Raw genomic sequence first — 18,294 nt, 5'->3', positions numbered from 1 at the left:
TGAAGCGATTTAGAGGGTTAAGTTTAGACCAAAAGTATATGTTCTAGGCAAAGGGAAACGACCTACATCATTTCCACCCACTTCTGGGAAATTGCCGCTATAGCCCGTAAGATAAGCCAGATTGGTTCCCGAAACATAAAGGCGTAAACCGTTGACTCTATTTCGGGTAACATTGGCCAAGAGTTCAACCGGCAGGTCGTAGCTCAGGGTTACCTCCCTTAGGGCGAGGTAATCGCCTTTTTCATAAAAGTTAGCAAAAGTAGTCGTACTTCCTCCGGCATCCTGAAAATAATTACGGCCATAATTCGCCCAATAGTAACGAGGCAAGGTGCCCTCGGGATTTTCCGGGTGCCAGGTATCTTTGATATCTACCGGTCCGTTCTGCGAACCCTGTACCTGCGATAAGCCCCTTAACACCTGTTGGTTCAACAGCATAAAACCCAGCGCATAATCGGTTTGTACAAATAACGACAAACCTTTATAGGCAAATGAAGTAGAGAAACCACCCTGCACAGTAGGCCGTGTTCTTCCCACAAACACCCTATCCAGAAAATCGATGGTACCATCTCCGTTAACGTCACGCCAACGCGCATCTCCCAACAGTTTGGTGTTTTTATTGATATGTGGCAGATAAGTATTAATGAGTTGCGCATCCTGATCCAACATTTCCTGTGAGGTATAAATACCATCATAGATCGGCGCCCAGATTTCATCATTTCCAATGCGCAAACCTTCCTGCAGACCGCCTACAAACACGCGCTGTCCACTTACCGGATCAAACACTTCTATTGCCCCTTGTCGGTTACGATCCAAGCCATTGTCTGGCAAACGCACCGCATAGTTTTTCACATGGTAGAAATTGAACCCTACCTCCCAGCTCAAACCGCCAACCGTTGTGGGCTGTAGCAGTGCCGCCTTTACTTCCAGCTCAACACCTTTGTTTTGTAGCTGTCCGAGATTCGTACGGTATACGCTATAACCCGTCCATGACGGAATCTGTAAGTCGGTGATCTTATCATACACGTCCCGGATGAAATAATCGGTAATCACGCTCAATCGATTGTTGAAGAATCCCAGATCCAATCCAAAATTCAGCGATGATACCCGTTCCCAGCGTAAATCGCTGTTTACGATCGTGGTTGGCACAAAGCCCGCACTTCCGTTGTAAATAGCATCAAAACTATACACACCAGCGGCGGGATAATCTCCAATCACATCCCTTCCCGGCAAACTACCGTTCTGCCCCCAACTGATCCTTGGTTTTAATGTACTCAGCACGTTAGACAGGGCCATATCACGGTAGAAACTTTCATTGTGTATATTCCATCCAGCAGATAAACCCGGAAAAAACCCAAAGCGGTTATCCGCTAGCCGGCTGCTACCATCGTAGCGTAGGTTCATATTAAAGAGAAAACGATTATCATAATTGTAATTGGCCCGACCAATGATGGAAGACAGTCGTTGCCATTGGTCGAAACCAGAGGCAGGCACCCCTACTGCCTCGGTAGAAGCCGATAGGTAAGGTATGAAGTCTGTCGCCCCACCTCTTGCCTCGGCTTGATAAAACCGATTCTGGTATTCATAAAACTCACCTCCACCCAAGAGGGAAAGTGTATGCTTATCCCAGGTATTATCGTACTGCAAAAAAGCATTGTACTGCCATTGGTCTGAACGCACATTACTAAAAGAAGCATTACGTGTATCGATGAAAGCGCCCGCTGTTCCGTTCTGATAAGCCTTGTTAAATGTTTCCCTTGTATTATAGCGGATAAAGCCCGATGCCGATGCCAAGGCCTTCAACTGTGGTAAGATCTGGTATTCCAAGTTAAGTGCTCCCGAGTACCTTTGTTCATTATCGTGAATATTAAACTTGTCCTGAAAGTAGCTTGGGTTACCTAAAGTACCGCCATCCACACCAGGTAATATTTCTCCCGTAACATCGTGGGTAAGTCTAACGGTAGGTGCCACACCACCAAAACGTTGGATAAGGCCGCCCGTTAAGCCGCCACCTCCATCTGCCGTCAGGTAAGACGGTCTAGATCGGTCGTTATACCCCGCAAGGTTCAGGTTAATTTTAAAATCTTTCGTTACCTGTAAGCCTCCGTTAAAGTTCACATTCATCCGTTTGAGCGACGAGCCACGCACCAAGCCAATATCCTTCACCGCACCGAGGCCCAAGGCAAAATTGCTCTTTTCTGTAGCGCCCGAAAAGTTCAGGTAATGCTGTTGGAGGCTGCTATTCTGTAAAATTAAGTCTTCCAGCTCGCGTTGAGACGTCGATCGGTACAGGATACTGTCTAATTGCTGGGCATCAAAGGGATTTCGGTCGATCAATAAGTTCCATGCCGGATCTTGCAGTAGGCTTCGGTTACCCTGAGAAAGCAGCTGCGTAGAATATAAACCATCCGGCTGTGTCCAACCCGGACTCGCAGCCCAGCCCCAGGCCCCTGTCAGTTGATTTCTTGTAGCATTCATTTCCGCTTCATTGCCATCAGCCGCGGCCGCCTCATAACGGCTACCCAAACCCCTTCGGTTCCAAATGATATAATCCTCTGCAGATAAGAAAGGAACATTATTTCTGCGCACCGTATTTTTAGCCATTTTCAGGTTATAGCTAATCTGCGTACGTCCCATCTTTCCCTTTTTTGTTGTAACCAATACCACCCCGTTGGCCGCGCGCGCACCGTAAATAGCCGTAGAAGCCGCATCTTTCAGTAAGTCCATCGACTCGATATCATCAGGATTTATTCCATAGAGCGATGGAACGATCACGCCGTCTACTATAATTAAAGGTGAACCACTGCCATCAAAGTTGGTACCTCCACGGAACGAGATGCTTGGAGTAGCACCCGGTTGCCCTGTTGTTTGCTGCACCCTTAACCCCGCCACTGTACCTTGGAGTGCCGTAGCCGCATTGGTACGTGGAGCAGATTGCAGTACCTGGCTATTCACCGAAGAAACCGCACCAGATAAATTACTTCTTGTTTGCGTACCATAGCCCACCACCACCACTTCATCCATCACCTGTACATTCACCTCTAAACCAATAGTTAATGGTTCGCCAAATACCACCGGCACCTCCTGAGGCGTATACCCAGTATAGGTTACTACTAATATGTCAGCTTCGTCGGCCTGTATGGTAAATACACCTTCGGCATTGGTTTGTGTAGTTTGCCCTTTTCCCTTGAGGAGCACCGTTACTCCGGGAAGTACATCATTTGTTTGTACATCTACCACCTTCCCCGTCACTTCACCTTGCGCGAAGGTCTGTAGATGCATAAAAAACAGCATCAATAGCAAAAATGCGTGTTTTGTCATTAGGTTCACATTCATAATCTCATGTCTAGGTAAACTAATAAGTATTACATAATACACAAATGTAAAAACTATATCATAAAAAACAATATATTTTTTATATTATGTATAACATATTAGAAGTAAAGATTAGTTATATTTGCTTTCGAAACAGCACACCATAATATCAGGCCCATATGGACAAAGCATCATTTAAAGAAAAACTCAGCACGGTTGATACTTCCAGTTTGGTAGATAAGGTGGAAATGAAGCTGATTGACCTTTTTATGAATAAGGGCTTAAAAGTAGGCGATGCGCTACCCAAAGAGGTAGAGCTTGCAGAGATTTTAGGCGTTAGCCGTACAGTGATTCGCGAGGCCATGTTACGTTTACGAATGGTTGGTTTAATAGAATCCAAAAAGCACCGGGGTGCGGTATTGACCAATCCGGATTTATTATCCCCTTTAAAAAAGTCGTTACATCCCAATATTTTAGCCGAAAAGACTTTGCGCGATATTTTCGAAATGCGCCTGGTATTGGAATTGGGCATGGCCGATCTGTTATTTGCACGGGTTACTGCAGCAGATATTGAAGCGTTGGAAGAAATTGTGGAGACAGAGCCCGTCAAAGCCGACTCAACGATTTTCAATATCACAGATGAAATAGCTTTTCACGGAAAGCTTTATGAAATCTCCGGTAACCAAACATTGAAAGATTTTCAGCATATGCTCTTACCCGTTTTTCAATATGTGCATACGAGTGGTATGCTCACTGAGCCGGTTCACTCCAAATCGTTTATTTCGCATAGGGGGCTAGTGGATATATTGAAAGTAGGCACCCCGGAAGTTTTCAGAAATGCCATGCGGAAACATTTAGACAATCACTTTTCCCGCTTATTTTAATCTATTTTACATGTATTGCCATTTCATATCCCTTTTCAGGTTAATGATATGCGCAAGGTGATGGTTACAATGCCAGGCGTAGATTCCAATATTTTCCCGTAGCGAGACTTCCTTCCCATTTTCGGGATGTACGAATACCCTTTCCAGATCACTCGGACTAAGTGCATGCAGAAGTTTTATCCAGCGTCTGTGTAATGCCTTTAATAGTATCAGGCTTTCTTCAACATCAGATGTCTTGCTGTCGGCCAATTCCGCCCAAAGCCCTTGTTCATAAGGCTTTATGGTCGGCTTATCTTCGGTTAAGGTCAGCTTAAAACGTATAAAACTATTCATATGACTATCCGCGCAATGGTGCACCACCTGCCGTACTGTCCATCCACCACTTCTATAAGGTGTATCCAACTGCTCCTTCGATAATTTTTGTACTTCATGCGCCAATCTTTCCGGGAAAGAAGCGATAATGGCGATCTGTTCGGTTAACAATTCGGGTGTTACTTTTTCGACCTTTTGGTATTTACCTATGGGATATTTAAGTTGTTCGGTTATCATGTTATATTCCCCTAACATTAGCGCACTAATTTAAGCTTTTCCTAGGAATTCACAAGTTTATCTTTGTAAGTGTGACAAAGCAGAACAGCTTGAAATCTTCCCTACACGTTAAACAGTCAATTACGTCTGATAAAAGTTATCATTTGAACAACCCGAAAATTTGAGCTGCCTAATTGGTTTTTCGAAACCCACATTAAAAAGATGCCCTTAAGGAAAGTACGTAGTTTCTGCCTGCGGACACAATACCCGAAGAGTAAGTTCGATACATTTTATCTGTTATATTTTCCACCCCCACGTTCAGCATTAAAAAGTCAGTTACCCGATAAAGTAACCGGGCATTCAAAGTGCTCCAGGCAGGCGAATACGGATTTCCATTCTCATCAGTCGCATACATATAAGTCTTTTCCTGTTCAGAAGGAGCTAAGTTATCATTGCTAACCTCACCATTATAAACTGCGTATAACTCTGCTTTAAAGCGTTGTGCAGCATACATTAAACGGGAAATTCCAAACCACGGGCCTGCGTGCCGAAGTGGAGCCGTGTCGCCATTATCCAATTCTTCGGTGCCATGTTGATAATTAAATCGGGAACTGAAACCTATACCATTAGGCATCAATAGCTGTACGCCTGCGCTCACACCATATACTTTAGCGTTTGCAGCATTCTGAATAGCTTGGATAGTACTCAATTCCCCGGCGTATTCCATTTCCGTTTGCCCATTGAGCGAAAAATCCCTACGTACCATCGCATTGCTCAGGTAAGTATAAAAACCAGTGGCATCTACTTTAAAAATTTCTCCAAAGGTTTTGGCAAAGCCCAGATCTACATTCGTGGCATATTCAGCAGATAGCCCCGGATTCGGTACTACAACCGATCCTGGAGTAGACTCAAATACCTTTCCGATATCATCAATATTGGGCGCACGAAATCCTGTTGAAATATTGGACTGTACCCGCCATTTATTGCCCGGCGTATAAACGATCCCTGCACTTCCGGTGAGTGCGCCAGTGTTCACATCCGCCCGTTCGAATGGAAAAGGGTAAAAAGTATCATTAAATTCAGCATCTACTATAAAATAATTATAGCGTAGGCCCGATTGCAGCACCATCTTATTGCTTGCCTGGTATTCGTGTGTTACAAAAGCCGCATGTGAGCTCCAGGATGAACCATCAGGATAACGCGTAGGCCCTTCTTCGCTTAAGCCGGTAACCATATTTTCCAAAGCCCCCGTAGAACCTACCTTATCGTAAACACTCTCCAGTCCGTAATTGATAACATGCTTAACGCCTAATCGCTTATAAAAATCAACATTCAACGAATAAGCATTAACACGTTCCTCATTATGATTTTTTTCTTCTTCAGCAAAAGGACGATCGTGTCTACTTTCCTTAAAATACTGATGGGCAATATTTATTTTCATTTCATCATAAATTCCCGTTGACGCCCTATGAATCAACTTCACGTGGTTCATCACCCACTGTTGAGGGCCATAATACCATTCTGCCCAACGCAACTGGTCAGACCGGTAACGAATTAAATTGTCATAACGTGGATTATCCGAGCTATTGGAATAGTGGAAGGCATATTGAAAAGACCAGCGGTCATTCGGCTGAAAAAACACCTTCTGCATCAGATTGATCTGCTTATAAGCACTTGGCACTTGTTTATAAGGATCGTCATTCGGCCGGATAACATCCCCATCCAGGTCTGAGACCACGTATTCCGGCCGGAGGTACTCATTTGGCCCCCTTTTTCCCATTTTCAGATCACCGAAGTCATTTCCAGAAACACTTGTTATAAAAGCCCATTTCCTTAGTCCAATACTCAAGTCAAAATGCCCCGTCTTCTCCTGATTAGCGGACGACCACCGGGTTAATACATTCCCCTTTACCAAAGGTGTACCGCTACTGCTCAAAAGTGGCGTTAATGTCTGAAAATTCATCACGCCTCCAATAGCATCGCTGCCATATATTACAGACCCCGGGCCAAAGAGCACAGAAACATCGTTGGTAGCCAAGGGATCTATGCTGATTACATTTTGTAGATTGCCGCTTCTAAAAATCGCTGAGTTCATCCGGATGTCATCCACCGTTATCAATACTCTGTTGGTGGCAAAGCCCCTGATCATCGGACTGCCACCAGATTGCTGGCTTTTTTGAATAAACACCTCGCCCGTATTGCCCAATAGGTCTGCCGAGGTCTGCGGTTGTTGAAAAAGGACATCCTGCCGATGCAAGCGGCTGATCTTATTCGGTAGATTGGCTTCCTGTTGGCTCAATCTATTGGCACCTATATTTACCGGGTCGAGATAAACAGGATCTGGTTGAAGTAAAACCACCATACTGTCTTGAAATAGATTTGTCACGGGTAAGGTGGTTTGACGGTACCCTATGCTACTCACCATCAAAGTGTCTCCCATAACCTCGTCTACAGCTACTCTCCCCTTATAATCGGTATAGAGTAAATAATCACTACCTGGCATGCGCACACTAGCAGAACCTACCGGATTTCGGGTAATCGCATCTAAAATATGTATTTCTTGCGCGTGCAAACCACTAAATAAGTTAAAAATCAACATAAAAACACCTGTTTTTAACAGGTAATACCTATTACTATAAAATGAAACAGTAAAAAATTCGTAAACAAGAATATTCATGAGCTAATTATTTTATTAACACATACAAAGCTATTAACAAAAAGCAAGATTTATTATAAAATAAATAACATTAAACCCTAAAACATTTACACAAAAATAATTTTTACCGCATTTTATTGGATTCATAAAAAATTTTACTGATAAAAACACAAATCAAACACCTTCAACTTTATTATTTTCCTGCATACGTAATAAAAATTGATAAAAATTACTGAATTTTCATTTTTTTACCACAAAAAATAAAAATAACTTAATATTGCAGAGTAATTTTTAACAACTAATCAAACAAACCATTGCCGCAGGATTGATTGATTTTTGGTTTACAGAAACGTTCGACTACCACTAAATAAGTTTTCATATGAAACCAAATCAATTTTTACTTATCCTTTTCATCACGTTTACGCACTTGAGCTATGCCCAAGCACAAACCATTACCGGTAAAGTGACGGCGGAAGAAGACAAGTCACCCTTAGCCGGCGTCAGTGTAGTGATAAAAGGAACTACAATGGGTACAAAAACGGCAACAGATGGCTCCTATCAAATCCAAGCGTCTTCCGGATCAATCCTAGTCTTCAGCTTTCTGGGTTATGAGACACAGGAGCTCACCATTACCAACCAGCAACAGGTAAGCGTTGAACTACATGAGGTCGCTAACCTCATGTCAGAAGTGGTCATAACGGGCTACGGCGGTGCGCAATCGCGACGTACGGTTACCAGTGCTATTTCACAGGTTAAAGCAGAGGAAATTGCCAATATACCCGCTTCCAGTAGTGATCAATTATTACAGGGGAGAGCGTCAGGGGTTCAGGTAAATTCCAATTCAGGCACCCCCGGCGGGGGAGTTTCCGTACGTATCCGCGGAACCTCATCCATTAACGCCTCTAGCGAACCCTTATATGTTATCGATGGCATCCCAATGCAATCGGAAAACCTGTCGGGTCTAAGTGTCGGTGGTGGAATTACCAATCCAATGGCAGATATCAACCCGGCAGATATTGAATCCATGGAAGTTTTAAAGGATGCCTCTGCTACTGCAATCTACGGCGCCCGGGCTGCCAACGGAGTGGTATTGATCACCACAAAGAGAGGCGCTAACAGAAAGGCAACCATCAATATTGGATCATACATAGGTAGTCAAAGCATGATTAAACGACCGGGAGTTGTAGACGGACCCGAATTTGAAACACTCATGAATGAGGTTGCCACCAATGCCGGAATGGAAGCCCCCTACGCCAATCCTGCCGCGGCTTCCAGCACAGATTGGGCATCCCCCATTGTACAAGATGGACAACTTCGGAACATCGATTTATCCATTAGTGGCGGTGGCGAAAACGTACGTTATATGATATCGGGGAACAACTTCCTGCAAGAAGGCATCATCAAGAATTCTGATTTCAATCGTACCACAGGTAGAGCCAATATTGATTTCACACCTGTCAAGAAACTCAACATGGGAACGAGCATCTTGTATTCACGCAACCGTAGAGGCCGTCTCCGTAATGACGACAATATTTCAGGCGGTCTGGAAGGTACATTCTTTTATCCACCTAACGAGGGTTATTATAACGAAGATGGATCGTACTATAAAATCCCGACGTTTGAAAATCCACTGGCAGCAGTTAATGAAACCACCATAAGCATGCTTACCAATCGGTTTTTAGGTACTGTATTTGCCGAGTATGAATTCATTCCCAACCTCAAGTTGAAATCGAACTTCAGTCTTGATTACAGCAATGTAGCCGAAAGCGTGTATGATAATTCCAAAACCAATAACGGATCGGCTGTTGGTGGTGTCGCTACACGCCTCGGGACGAATAATTCCAATTGGATACAGGAAAATGTATTGAGCTATCGCTTTCAAACGGGCGGACATAATCTGAATGCTCTTATCGGAACAACCTTACAAGAGTCTCGCAATGATGTTGCAGAATCTGTTGGCCAAGGCTTTCCTTCAGACAGCTTCCAGGAAATTGTAGCCGCCGCTGTGTTACGATCCAGTTCAACGAGCACCAGTTATGGTATTGCATCACTATTTTCTCGCGTAGATTACAATTATCAATCAAAATATTTATTCACATTAAACCTAAGGCGTGATGGTTCTTCCCGTTTCGGATCAGAATACCAATGGGGAACTTTTCCTTCCGTGGGTCTGGGATGGGTGCTCACCGAAGAACAGTTCATGCAAAACTTAGGTATTCTCAGTACCATTAAGCTGAGAGGCAGTTACGGTGTTACCGGAAATCAAAGCGGCATTAACGATTTTCAGTCACTGGGGCTATGGGGAGGGGGTGCTTATGCAGATCTGGCGGGCATAGCCCCCACCCAATTAGCCAATCCCGGCCTAAAATGGGAAACCACCAACCAATTGGACATCGGCATTGAGTTTGGCCTATTCAATGATCGCATCCATATTGATGCCGATTATTACAACAAAGACACCAAAGATCTCCTTTTAGCGGTATCCATTCCGCGCACCACCGGTTTCGATGAGCTTACCCAGAATTTTGGAGAAATGCGCAACCGTGGTGTTGAGCTGGGCATTAATGCGGCTGTCCTAGGGCCAGGAAGCGCCCTAAAATGGGATTTAGCGTTTAATATTGCTACTAACAGAAACAAAATTATGCGATTAGCGGCTCCTTTCAATGTTTATAACCGCGACATCTATCGCTATGAAGAAGGCGGTCAAATGTTTTCTTTTTATCTCCATCCACAAATAGGCGTAAACCCGCAAACCGGCGACATTGAATTTGAAGACGTTAATGGCGATGGCGCGTTCGACGTAAACAACGATCGCCGTATTGTTGGTAACGCCAATCCTGATTTCTTCGGCGGTATTACCAATACGCTCAAGTACAAGGGCTTTGACTTGATGTTTTTTCTACAATATTCCTATGGCAACGATCAATTGAACTGGAACAGATTTTTTCAGGAACATGGCGGTACACGGAGCACCAACTTCTCTATTAGCCAAGTCGACCGTTGGCAGCAACCGGGTGACATCACGATGATTCCTAGAATGACCGCAGACAACTACGCGTCTGATCTGCGTCCTTCCCGATTTTTGGAAGATGGCTCATACCTACGCCTAAAAAATATCACGCTCGGCTATAGCCTACCGCCAACCCTTGCCAACAAAATAGGCATGACAGGTGCACGCGTCTATATTTCCGGTCAAAATGTGTTTACGGTTACCAATTATACGGGCTTAGATCCCGAATTAACCGGCACCGCATCAAACGCCCTTACGCAGGGTATTGAGTTTTACACCATGCCGCAGCCGCGCACGTTTATGGCGGGTCTGAGCTTTAATTTTTAACTGTTAATCCGTTGTCAATTATGAATAAGTACCCTATTCTTAAAAAAACCAAACTGATATTGTGCTATTACGCCGTTTTGCTAACAACTTCGGGATGTAACAGCATACTTCAACAAGATCCCCGTAACGAGCTCAGTGAAGAGATCGCCATTGCGGATGCCCGCGGAGCCGAAGCAGCCGTCGCCGGCTTATACAACCAACTCCAAGACGGCAATTATTACGGCCGTAATTTTCTGATCATGAGCGACGTATCAAGTGATCAGGCACAAAGTATCGGCACCTGGGATTTTTACCGTGAAATGGACACCTACCAGAACTCTACCGGCAACACGGAAATCGGTTATTTTTATAGCAGAGCTTATAAAACCGTTTATGTGGCCAATACCATTATTTCGGTCCTTCCAACACTTGAAGACCTCACAGATACGCAACGAAGCAGCATGCTGGGCGAAGCTTATTTTGTTCGTGCCCTGGCATACTTTGATCTTATCCGGATTTTCGGCGGATATCCCGAGGTCGTGGGCAGCTTAGGTGTCGCCATTGTCAATGAAGAGGAGCGCGGCGTGCTTTCAGAACCCGCCAGAACTTCGCTCGCCGATAGTTATGCCTATGTAGAGACCGATCTCTTGCGAGCCTTGGATCTACTTCCCGAATCCAGTGACCGTTCGCGTGCATCAAAAGGCGCGGCCCGTGCACTACTCTCCAGACTTTATCTTTATACACGCGACTTTGCTTCCTGCATTAGTTATGCTGATGCTGTAATTGCCACCCAGAACACCTACAACCTTAATCCGTCATATACCGACATTTTTGCCACCAAGCTCAGTACAGAATCCATCTTCGAACTCAATTTTAATAATGCCGATCAAAGCGGTGTACGTAACTGGTATTTCCCTACCAGCCAAGGTGGCCGGGGCGATTTAGCCTGCCACCCCTCATTTGTAGAAAAGGCCCAGGCTGATCCCGATGACGTACGGGGCACCCTATATGCTTATGAAAACAGCGCCCGTGTTTATTATCCCACCAAATATAACAAGTCAGGCAATATTGATAACATACACGTCATCCGCATTGCCGAGATGTACCTCAACCGTGCAGAAGCCAAGGTGATCAGTGGCGTTGACCTCGAAGGTGCATTGGCAGACCTAAATATGATAAGAGAGCGAGCTGGAGCACAACCACATAACACCACTGATCCGAATACACTTCTAGCCTATATATGGGAAGAACAGCAGTTAGAATTTGCCTTCGAAGGACACAGTTTTTTTGATTTGATCCGCACCGGACAGGCACAGGAAACCGTCTCCAATATCCCCCGGTTAAATGCGCCAAACAGCATCAGCTTCACCAATCTTGAGCGCGCCCTATTTCCCATTCCACTTTTCGAGATAAATGCAAATCCAAACATGGTACAAAACAGCGCATATCAATAAAAACTTAAACTTTATGGAACAATCAACATTTCCCAAGCACAGCATCCGCCAACAGAAAAACCACTGGTTCCTTTACCTATTTGTTGGCATTTGGCTAGCACCCCTATGTGCACAAGCACAGGTCAGCGATGTTACACCCAATAAGCAGGAGATCCTGCAATCCATGTCATGGCGAAACATTGGCCCAAATCGTGGAGGGCGGTCACTCGGTATTGCCGGCAGCACCAAGCGCAAGAACGAATACTATTTCGGCGCTGTGGGGGGCGGTCTATGGAAAACCATCGATGGCGGGCTGACCTGGAAACCCGTTACCGATGGACAGATCAATAGTTCATCAGTAGGTGCAGTGGCCGTTTCAGAGAGCAATCCTGATATGGTGTATATTGGCACAGGCGAGGTACAGTTTCGGGGCAACATCATGCAGGGTGATGGCATTTATAAATCAGCGGATGCCGGAAAAACCTGGCAACATGTCGGGCTAAAAAACTCCCAGGCTATTGCCCGGATACGCATACATCCCACCAACCCCGATATTGTTTATACGGCGGTACTTGGCCATCCTTTTGGACCCAATGAAGAACGAGGCGTATTCAAAACAACCGACGGCGGAAAAACCTGGAAAAAAGTGCTGTATAAGGGCGATAAAGCGGGTGCAGTAGATCTTGTTATCGACGTCAACAATCCAGAAACCTTATATGCCACAATCTGGCAGGTCTATCGAACACCCTATAAAATGTGGGGTGGGGGTGGCGCCTCAGGTATTTTCAAATCTACCGATGGCGGCGAAAGCTGGGAAGAGCTCACCCGAAAACCCGGCCTACCCACCGGTACGGTAGGTAAGATTGGTGTCGCTGTTTCGCCGGTAGACTCCAAGCGGGTATGGGCGGTGGTAGAGGCCGAAGACGGAGGCGTGTATCGCTCGGATGATGCCGGTGCCACATGGCAGCTTGTAAATAATGAGCGGAAACTCCGACAACGGGCCTTTTATTATTCACGTCTAGTGGCAGACCCCTTAGATCGCGACGGCGTGTACGGGTTAAATGTAGGTTTTTATAAATCCAGTGATGGCGGCGTGACCTTCGACAAAACCATCCGCGTACCACACGGCGATAACCACGATCTTTGGATTGCCGCAGATGACTCCAATAGGTTGGCCGAAGCAAATGACGGTGGGGGCACCATTTCACTAAATGGTGGCGACACCTGGACCGACGAAGATTTTCCCACGGCACAGCTCTACCATATTATGGTGACCTCCGATTTCCCCTATCATGTAGCTGGAGCCCAGCAAGACAACACCACTATTGCTGTACCCAGTGATGATTGGTCGCACATGAGTACCCGCACCAACAGTATCAAATCCGGTCTTGGCTACGCCTATAGCGTCGGTGGAGGGGAAAGCGGTTATATTGCACAAGATCCTAAAGATCCGGATATCTTTTACGCAGGGAGCCAGGGAGCACTCTTGACACGAATCAATCGTAGCACCGGTCAAATCCGAGATGTGCAGGTTTATCCTCGTTTCTTTTCCGGAGAAGAGGCTAAAGTATTGCCCGAGCGGTGGCAATGGACTTTTCCTATTGTCTTCTCTCCTAAAAATCCAAATAAGCTCTACACCTGCTCACAGCATGTTTGGGTAAGCAGCAATGAAGGCCAATCCTGGGACAAGATCAGCCCAGACCTCACTTATGCAGACACCACCACCTTGGGCATAAGTGGTGGAGAGATCACCCGTGATATGAACGGACCGGAGATCTATGCCACGGTATTTGCCCTGGCCCCATCCCACCATGATGAGCAGGTAATATGGGCGGGTTCTGATGATGGACTCATACACATCACACGCGACCACGGCAAAAATTGGACAAATATCACCCCTCCAGACATGGTACAAAATACGCGGGTAAGCATTATTGAAGAATCACCCCATCATCCGGGTACTGCCTACGTGGCCGCTAAACGCTACCAGATGGATGATCGGGCACCCTATATCTGGAAAACCAAAGATTACGGAAAGACCTGGACGAAAATTGTCCAAGGCATAGGCGAAGACGATTATGTGCACAGCATACGCGAAGACCTCGTAGTACCGGGGTTGCTCTATGCCGGTACGGAACATGGCGTTTGGGTATCTTACAACGATGGCGCCCAATGGCTACCTCTTCAGTTCGATCTTCCCGATACGCAGGTATCCGACCTTATTGTTACCGAAAAAGACCTAGTCATTGGCACGCATGGCCGATCAATATACATTCTGGACGACATCGCACCCCTTCGCCAACTGGCTACCGTAAATCTCGAAGAACCTCACCTATTCAACACCTACCCTGCAGTTCGACGTATAGAAGAAGGGTTGATACAATATTACCTACCCAAAGTTCCACAGACGTTGCGCGTCGAGATATTCAATGCACAGGGAGATACCGTCATTGCCTATCAAGGCACTCCCGATGAAACAGGGCAGGAAGATACCGGTGGAAGATATGCTGTACAGCAAATGCCCAGTATGAAAGCTGGTCTAAATAATTTTCAGTGGAACCTCCGTTATCCCGGGGCCACTAGCTTCGATGGCATGATTATCTGGAGTGGCCGCCCGCAGTTAGGCCCTTTTGCGCCTCCCGGCGAGTACCAAGTCAAACTAACTGTTGACGGCGAAACCTTCACAGAACAGCTGCAGATTAAATTAGACCCCCGGCTAAAAGGCGTCAGTGAGGCCGACGTTATGGAGCAATTTAAACTGGCCATCGACCTCCGCAATAAAACCAGCTTAGCCAATGAGGCCGTGATTAAGATAAGGAAAATGAAAGCGGCTATGGAAGCTAATAAAGAAAAGCACCGTAAAATGCTCGATCAGCTTTCCAGCATTGAAGAAGCACTTTATCAGGTGCGAAACCAGAGTGCACAAGACCCACTCAATTTTCCTATTAAACTCAACAACCGCTTGGCATCGCTTTGGCGCAGTGTAGAAACAGGTGATGCCAAACCTACCGCCGGCGCCTATCAGGTGACCGAAGAACTTACCGAAGAGCTCAATACCTACCTTAGCCAGTTAGACACCTTGTTCTCTTCAAAAGAAATAAAACCGTACCTCAAAACCCTTGATCTATGATATTAGCCATTCCACAACGCACGCGGCTTGACCTACTTTTGTTTCATGTGTTTTTTTGCTTTGCAATGCTTTCCCCGTTTTCGGGGAAAGCGCAGAGCGAATCACCTACCGACCTGTTCAAAACCCTTGAATATCGGAATGTAGGCCCCAATCGGGGCGGGCGGTCCCTTGCAGCGACCGGAAGTCCACAGCGGCCAAATGAATATTACTTTGGTGCTACGGGCGGTGGCTTATGGAAAACCACCGACGGTGGAACTACCTGGAAACCGGTCACCGACGGGCAAATCAAATCTTCATCTGTTGGCGCAGTAGCCACAGCCCTTACTAACCCAGACATCGTTTATATCGGTATGGGCGAATCGGAGTTCAGGGGCAACATTATGCAGGGTGATGGCGTTTATAAGTCTACAGATGCCGGGAAAACCTGGCATCATATGGGGCTGGAAGAAACCCAAACCATTTCGCGAATTCGCGTTCATCCCACGAATCCTGACATTGTATATGCCGCAGCGCTAGGCCATCCTTTCAATCCCGATGAAAACAGAGGGGTATACAAAACAGTAGACGGAGGCAAAACATGGAAAAAGATCCTTTACAAAGGAGACCGCGCAGGTGCCCAAGACCTTATCATTGATCCAAAGGATCACAATACCATCTACGCTTCTATTTGGGAAGTCTACCGTACCCCGTGGAAAATGTGGGGGGGCGGGGGTGCTTCCGGGTTCTACAAATCTAGCGATGGCGGTGAAACATGGGAAGAGTTGACCTACAAACCCGGCCTGCCTGCCGATCCCATCGGGAAAATTGGCATCACGGTGTCTCCGGTAAACACGCAACGGGTATGGGCCATTATTGAAGCCAATGATGGAGGCGTATTTCGTTCAGACGATGGCGGGATGACCTGGCAACAGACCAACAGCGAACGCAAGTTACGACAACGCGCTTTCTATTATACACGTATATACGCCGATCCCAAAGATGAAAACGGTGTATACGTACTCAATGTAAACTTTTTTAAGTCGAACGATGGCGGAAAAACCTTCGACAAAGAAATCAAGGTACCGCACGGCGACAATCACGATCTATGGATAGACCCCAACGACCCTCTTCGGATGGTAGAGGCCAATGACGGTGGCGGCACCGTTTCTGTTAATGGAGGAGAAAGCTGGACCGATCAAGATTTTCCGACAGCCCAACTCTACCACATCATTGCCACCAATGATTTTCCATACCATGTGGCCGGTGCACAGCAAGACAATAGCACAATAGCTGTGCCGAGCGAGGACTGGCAGCATATGGTTTCACGCACCAACTCCCTCAAAAGCGGGATGGGGTATGCCTACGAAGTGGGCGGCGGGGAGAGCGGGTATATTGCACAAGACCCGCTCAATCCAGATATTTTTTATGCCGGCAGCTACTCCAATACACTTACCCGCATCAATCGCCTCACCGGCGAGCGGCGAAACGTTGAACCTTATCCCCGTTACTTTATGGGGGAAGCGGCCAAAACACTGCCTGAGCGCGTACACTGGACTTTTCCTATTGTGTTTTCTCCGGTAAATAAAAAGAGACTCTACGTCTCTTCCCAGCATGTTTGGTTTACTGAAAATGAAGGACAGACCTGGAAAAAAATCAGTCCAGACCTTACTCTTGGCGACACTGCTACCCTTGGTGAGAGCGGAGGTGTCATCACCAAAGATATGAGTGGGCCAGAAATTTACGGAACCGTTTACACCTTAGCGCCATCTTTTCAAGACGAGGAAACCCTCTGGGCCGGTTCTGACGATGGCTTGGTGCATATTACACAAAATCATGGTGGGCTTTGGGAAAACATTACCCCTAAAGATATGGCTAAATACACCCGCGTCAGTATGATCGAAGCCTCCCGTCATCAGGCAGGTAAAGCTTACGTTGCCGGCAAAATTTACCAATTAGGTGACCGCGCACCCTACATTTGGAAAACGGACGATTACGGGCAGACCTGGACGAAGATTATTGACGGCATTCCCTATGGCGATTTTGTGCATGTGGTACGTGAAGATCCCACACGGCCCGGCTTATTGTACGCAGGCACAGAGCACGGCATTTATGTATCATTCAATGATGGCATAAACTGGCACAGCCTTCAACTGAACCTTCCGGATACCCAAGTGCCGGATATTGCTGTTACCGAGAAAGATCTTGCCATTGCTACTCACGGACGTTCGATGTATATTCTGGACGATATTGCGCCGATCCGCGAATATAGCGGTGACCTCAAAGACGAGCCACTGCATCTATTTACCCCCTATTACGCCGTTCGGCGGGTGCAAGAGGCCACCTTTCAATATTACCTCAAACAAGCGGTAGATTCCATTGACTTAGAAATATTCGATGCACAAGGCAGGCAAGTGCAGCATTTTACAGGCAGCAGCGACACTACCAAAAAAAGCAGTTTATCGGTTAAGGCCGGTTTAAACACGTTCTCATGGGATTTACGCCATCCGGGCGCAACCGTATTCGATGGTTTGATCCTTTGGTCAGCAAGGCCAGCAAACGGTCCTTTGGCAACGCCCGGTAAGTACACTGTAAAAATAACCACCGAAGACCAAAGCATCGAAAAAATATTTGATATCAAGCTCGATCCGAGGCTTAGCTCCATCACTACAGCTGACATTGAAGAACAGTTTAAGCTAGCCATGCAGATCCGGGATGAAGTCAGCAAAGCCAACCAAGCTGTAATAGACATCCGGGAGATTAAGACGAAGATTGAGCAGCAGAAAAACCAAAAAACCTATAGCAAATTATTGGGTGAGCTGGAACGGATTGAGTCGACTATTTATCAGGTTAAAAACCAGAGCAACCAAGACCCACTGAATTATCCTATAAAACTCAATAATAAACTCGCTTCCCTCCAACGGATAGTGGAAAGCGGGGAAGCCAAACCCACAGACGACAGTTATACTGTTTTTGAGGAGCTCAGCGCAGAGCTGGCCGTTTTATTGAATGATTTAGAAAAAGTAACAGACCACAAACTGATTAAACTCTTATAAACA

8 protein-coding genes are annotated in these 18,294 nt (G+C 46.1%); 5 read left to right on the top strand and 3 right to left on the bottom strand.

Annotated elements, in window-relative coordinates; all coding sequences use genetic code 11:
- Window positions 1–9: 9 nt before the first annotated feature.
- Window positions 10–3,333, bottom strand: a complete 3,324-nt coding sequence (locus tag H8S90_RS10820) for a SusC/RagA family TonB-linked outer membrane protein (RefSeq protein ID WP_222852288.1) — start codon at window positions 3,331–3,333, stop codon at window positions 10–12.
- Between the two features lie 158 nt (window positions 3,334–3,491).
- On the opposite strand from H8S90_RS10820, the gene H8S90_RS10815 reads away from it, so the two are divergent.
- Window positions 3,492–4,196, top strand: coding sequence for a FadR/GntR family transcriptional regulator (locus tag H8S90_RS10815; protein WP_187342542.1), 705 nt, complete (start codon window positions 3,492–3,494; stop codon window positions 4,194–4,196).
- Window positions 4,197–4,202: 6 nt separating this feature from the next.
- Here the strand turns inward: H8S90_RS10815 and H8S90_RS10810 are convergent, their stop codons facing one another.
- Window positions 4,203–4,745 carry a YfiT family bacillithiol transferase gene (locus H8S90_RS10810; protein WP_187342541.1) on the bottom strand — a complete coding sequence of 181 codons (543 nt, stop codon included), beginning with the start codon at window positions 4,743–4,745 and terminating at the stop codon, window positions 4,203–4,205.
- Between the two features lie 193 nt (window positions 4,746–4,938).
- Window positions 4,939–7,401 carry a TonB-dependent siderophore receptor gene (locus tag H8S90_RS10805; RefSeq protein ID WP_222852287.1) on the bottom strand — a complete coding sequence of 821 codons (2,463 nt, stop codon included), beginning with the start codon at window positions 7,399–7,401 and terminating at the stop codon, window positions 4,939–4,941.
- A 358-nt stretch (window positions 7,402–7,759) separates the two neighbouring features.
- On the opposite strand from H8S90_RS10805, the gene H8S90_RS10800 reads away from it, so the two are divergent.
- Genes H8S90_RS10800 through H8S90_RS10785 form a run of 4 tightly spaced genes read left to right on the top strand, consistent with a single transcriptional unit; the run spans window position 7,760 to window position 18,291 of the window.
- Complete coding sequence (locus H8S90_RS10800) at window positions 7,760–10,717, top strand: TonB-dependent receptor (protein ID WP_187342540.1); 2,958 nt, start codon at window positions 7,760–7,762, stop codon at window positions 10,715–10,717.
- Window positions 10,718–10,737: 20 nt separating this feature from the next.
- Window positions 10,738–12,150 (top strand): RagB/SusD family nutrient uptake outer membrane protein, encoded by a 1,413-nt coding sequence (locus H8S90_RS10795; RefSeq protein WP_187342539.1) that lies wholly within the window; start codon window positions 10,738–10,740, stop codon window positions 12,148–12,150.
- 13 nt (window positions 12,151–12,163) lie between these two features.
- Window positions 12,164–15,259 (top strand): sialidase family protein, encoded by a 3,096-nt coding sequence (locus tag H8S90_RS10790; protein ID WP_187342538.1) that lies wholly within the window; start codon window positions 12,164–12,166, stop codon window positions 15,257–15,259.
- Window positions 15,256–18,291: a hypothetical protein gene (locus tag H8S90_RS10785; RefSeq protein WP_222852286.1), complete on the top strand. Its 3,036-nt coding sequence runs from the start codon at window positions 15,256–15,258 to the stop codon at window positions 18,289–18,291. Before H8S90_RS10790 ends, H8S90_RS10785 begins: the two co-directional genes overlap by 4 nt.
- Window positions 18,292–18,294 lie beyond the last annotated feature (3 nt).

Source organism: Olivibacter sp. SDN3, assembly GCF_014334135.1.
GTDB lineage: Bacteria > Bacteroidota > Bacteroidia > Sphingobacteriales > Sphingobacteriaceae > Olivibacter.
This window is presented reverse-complemented; position numbering and strand designations above follow the sequence as displayed.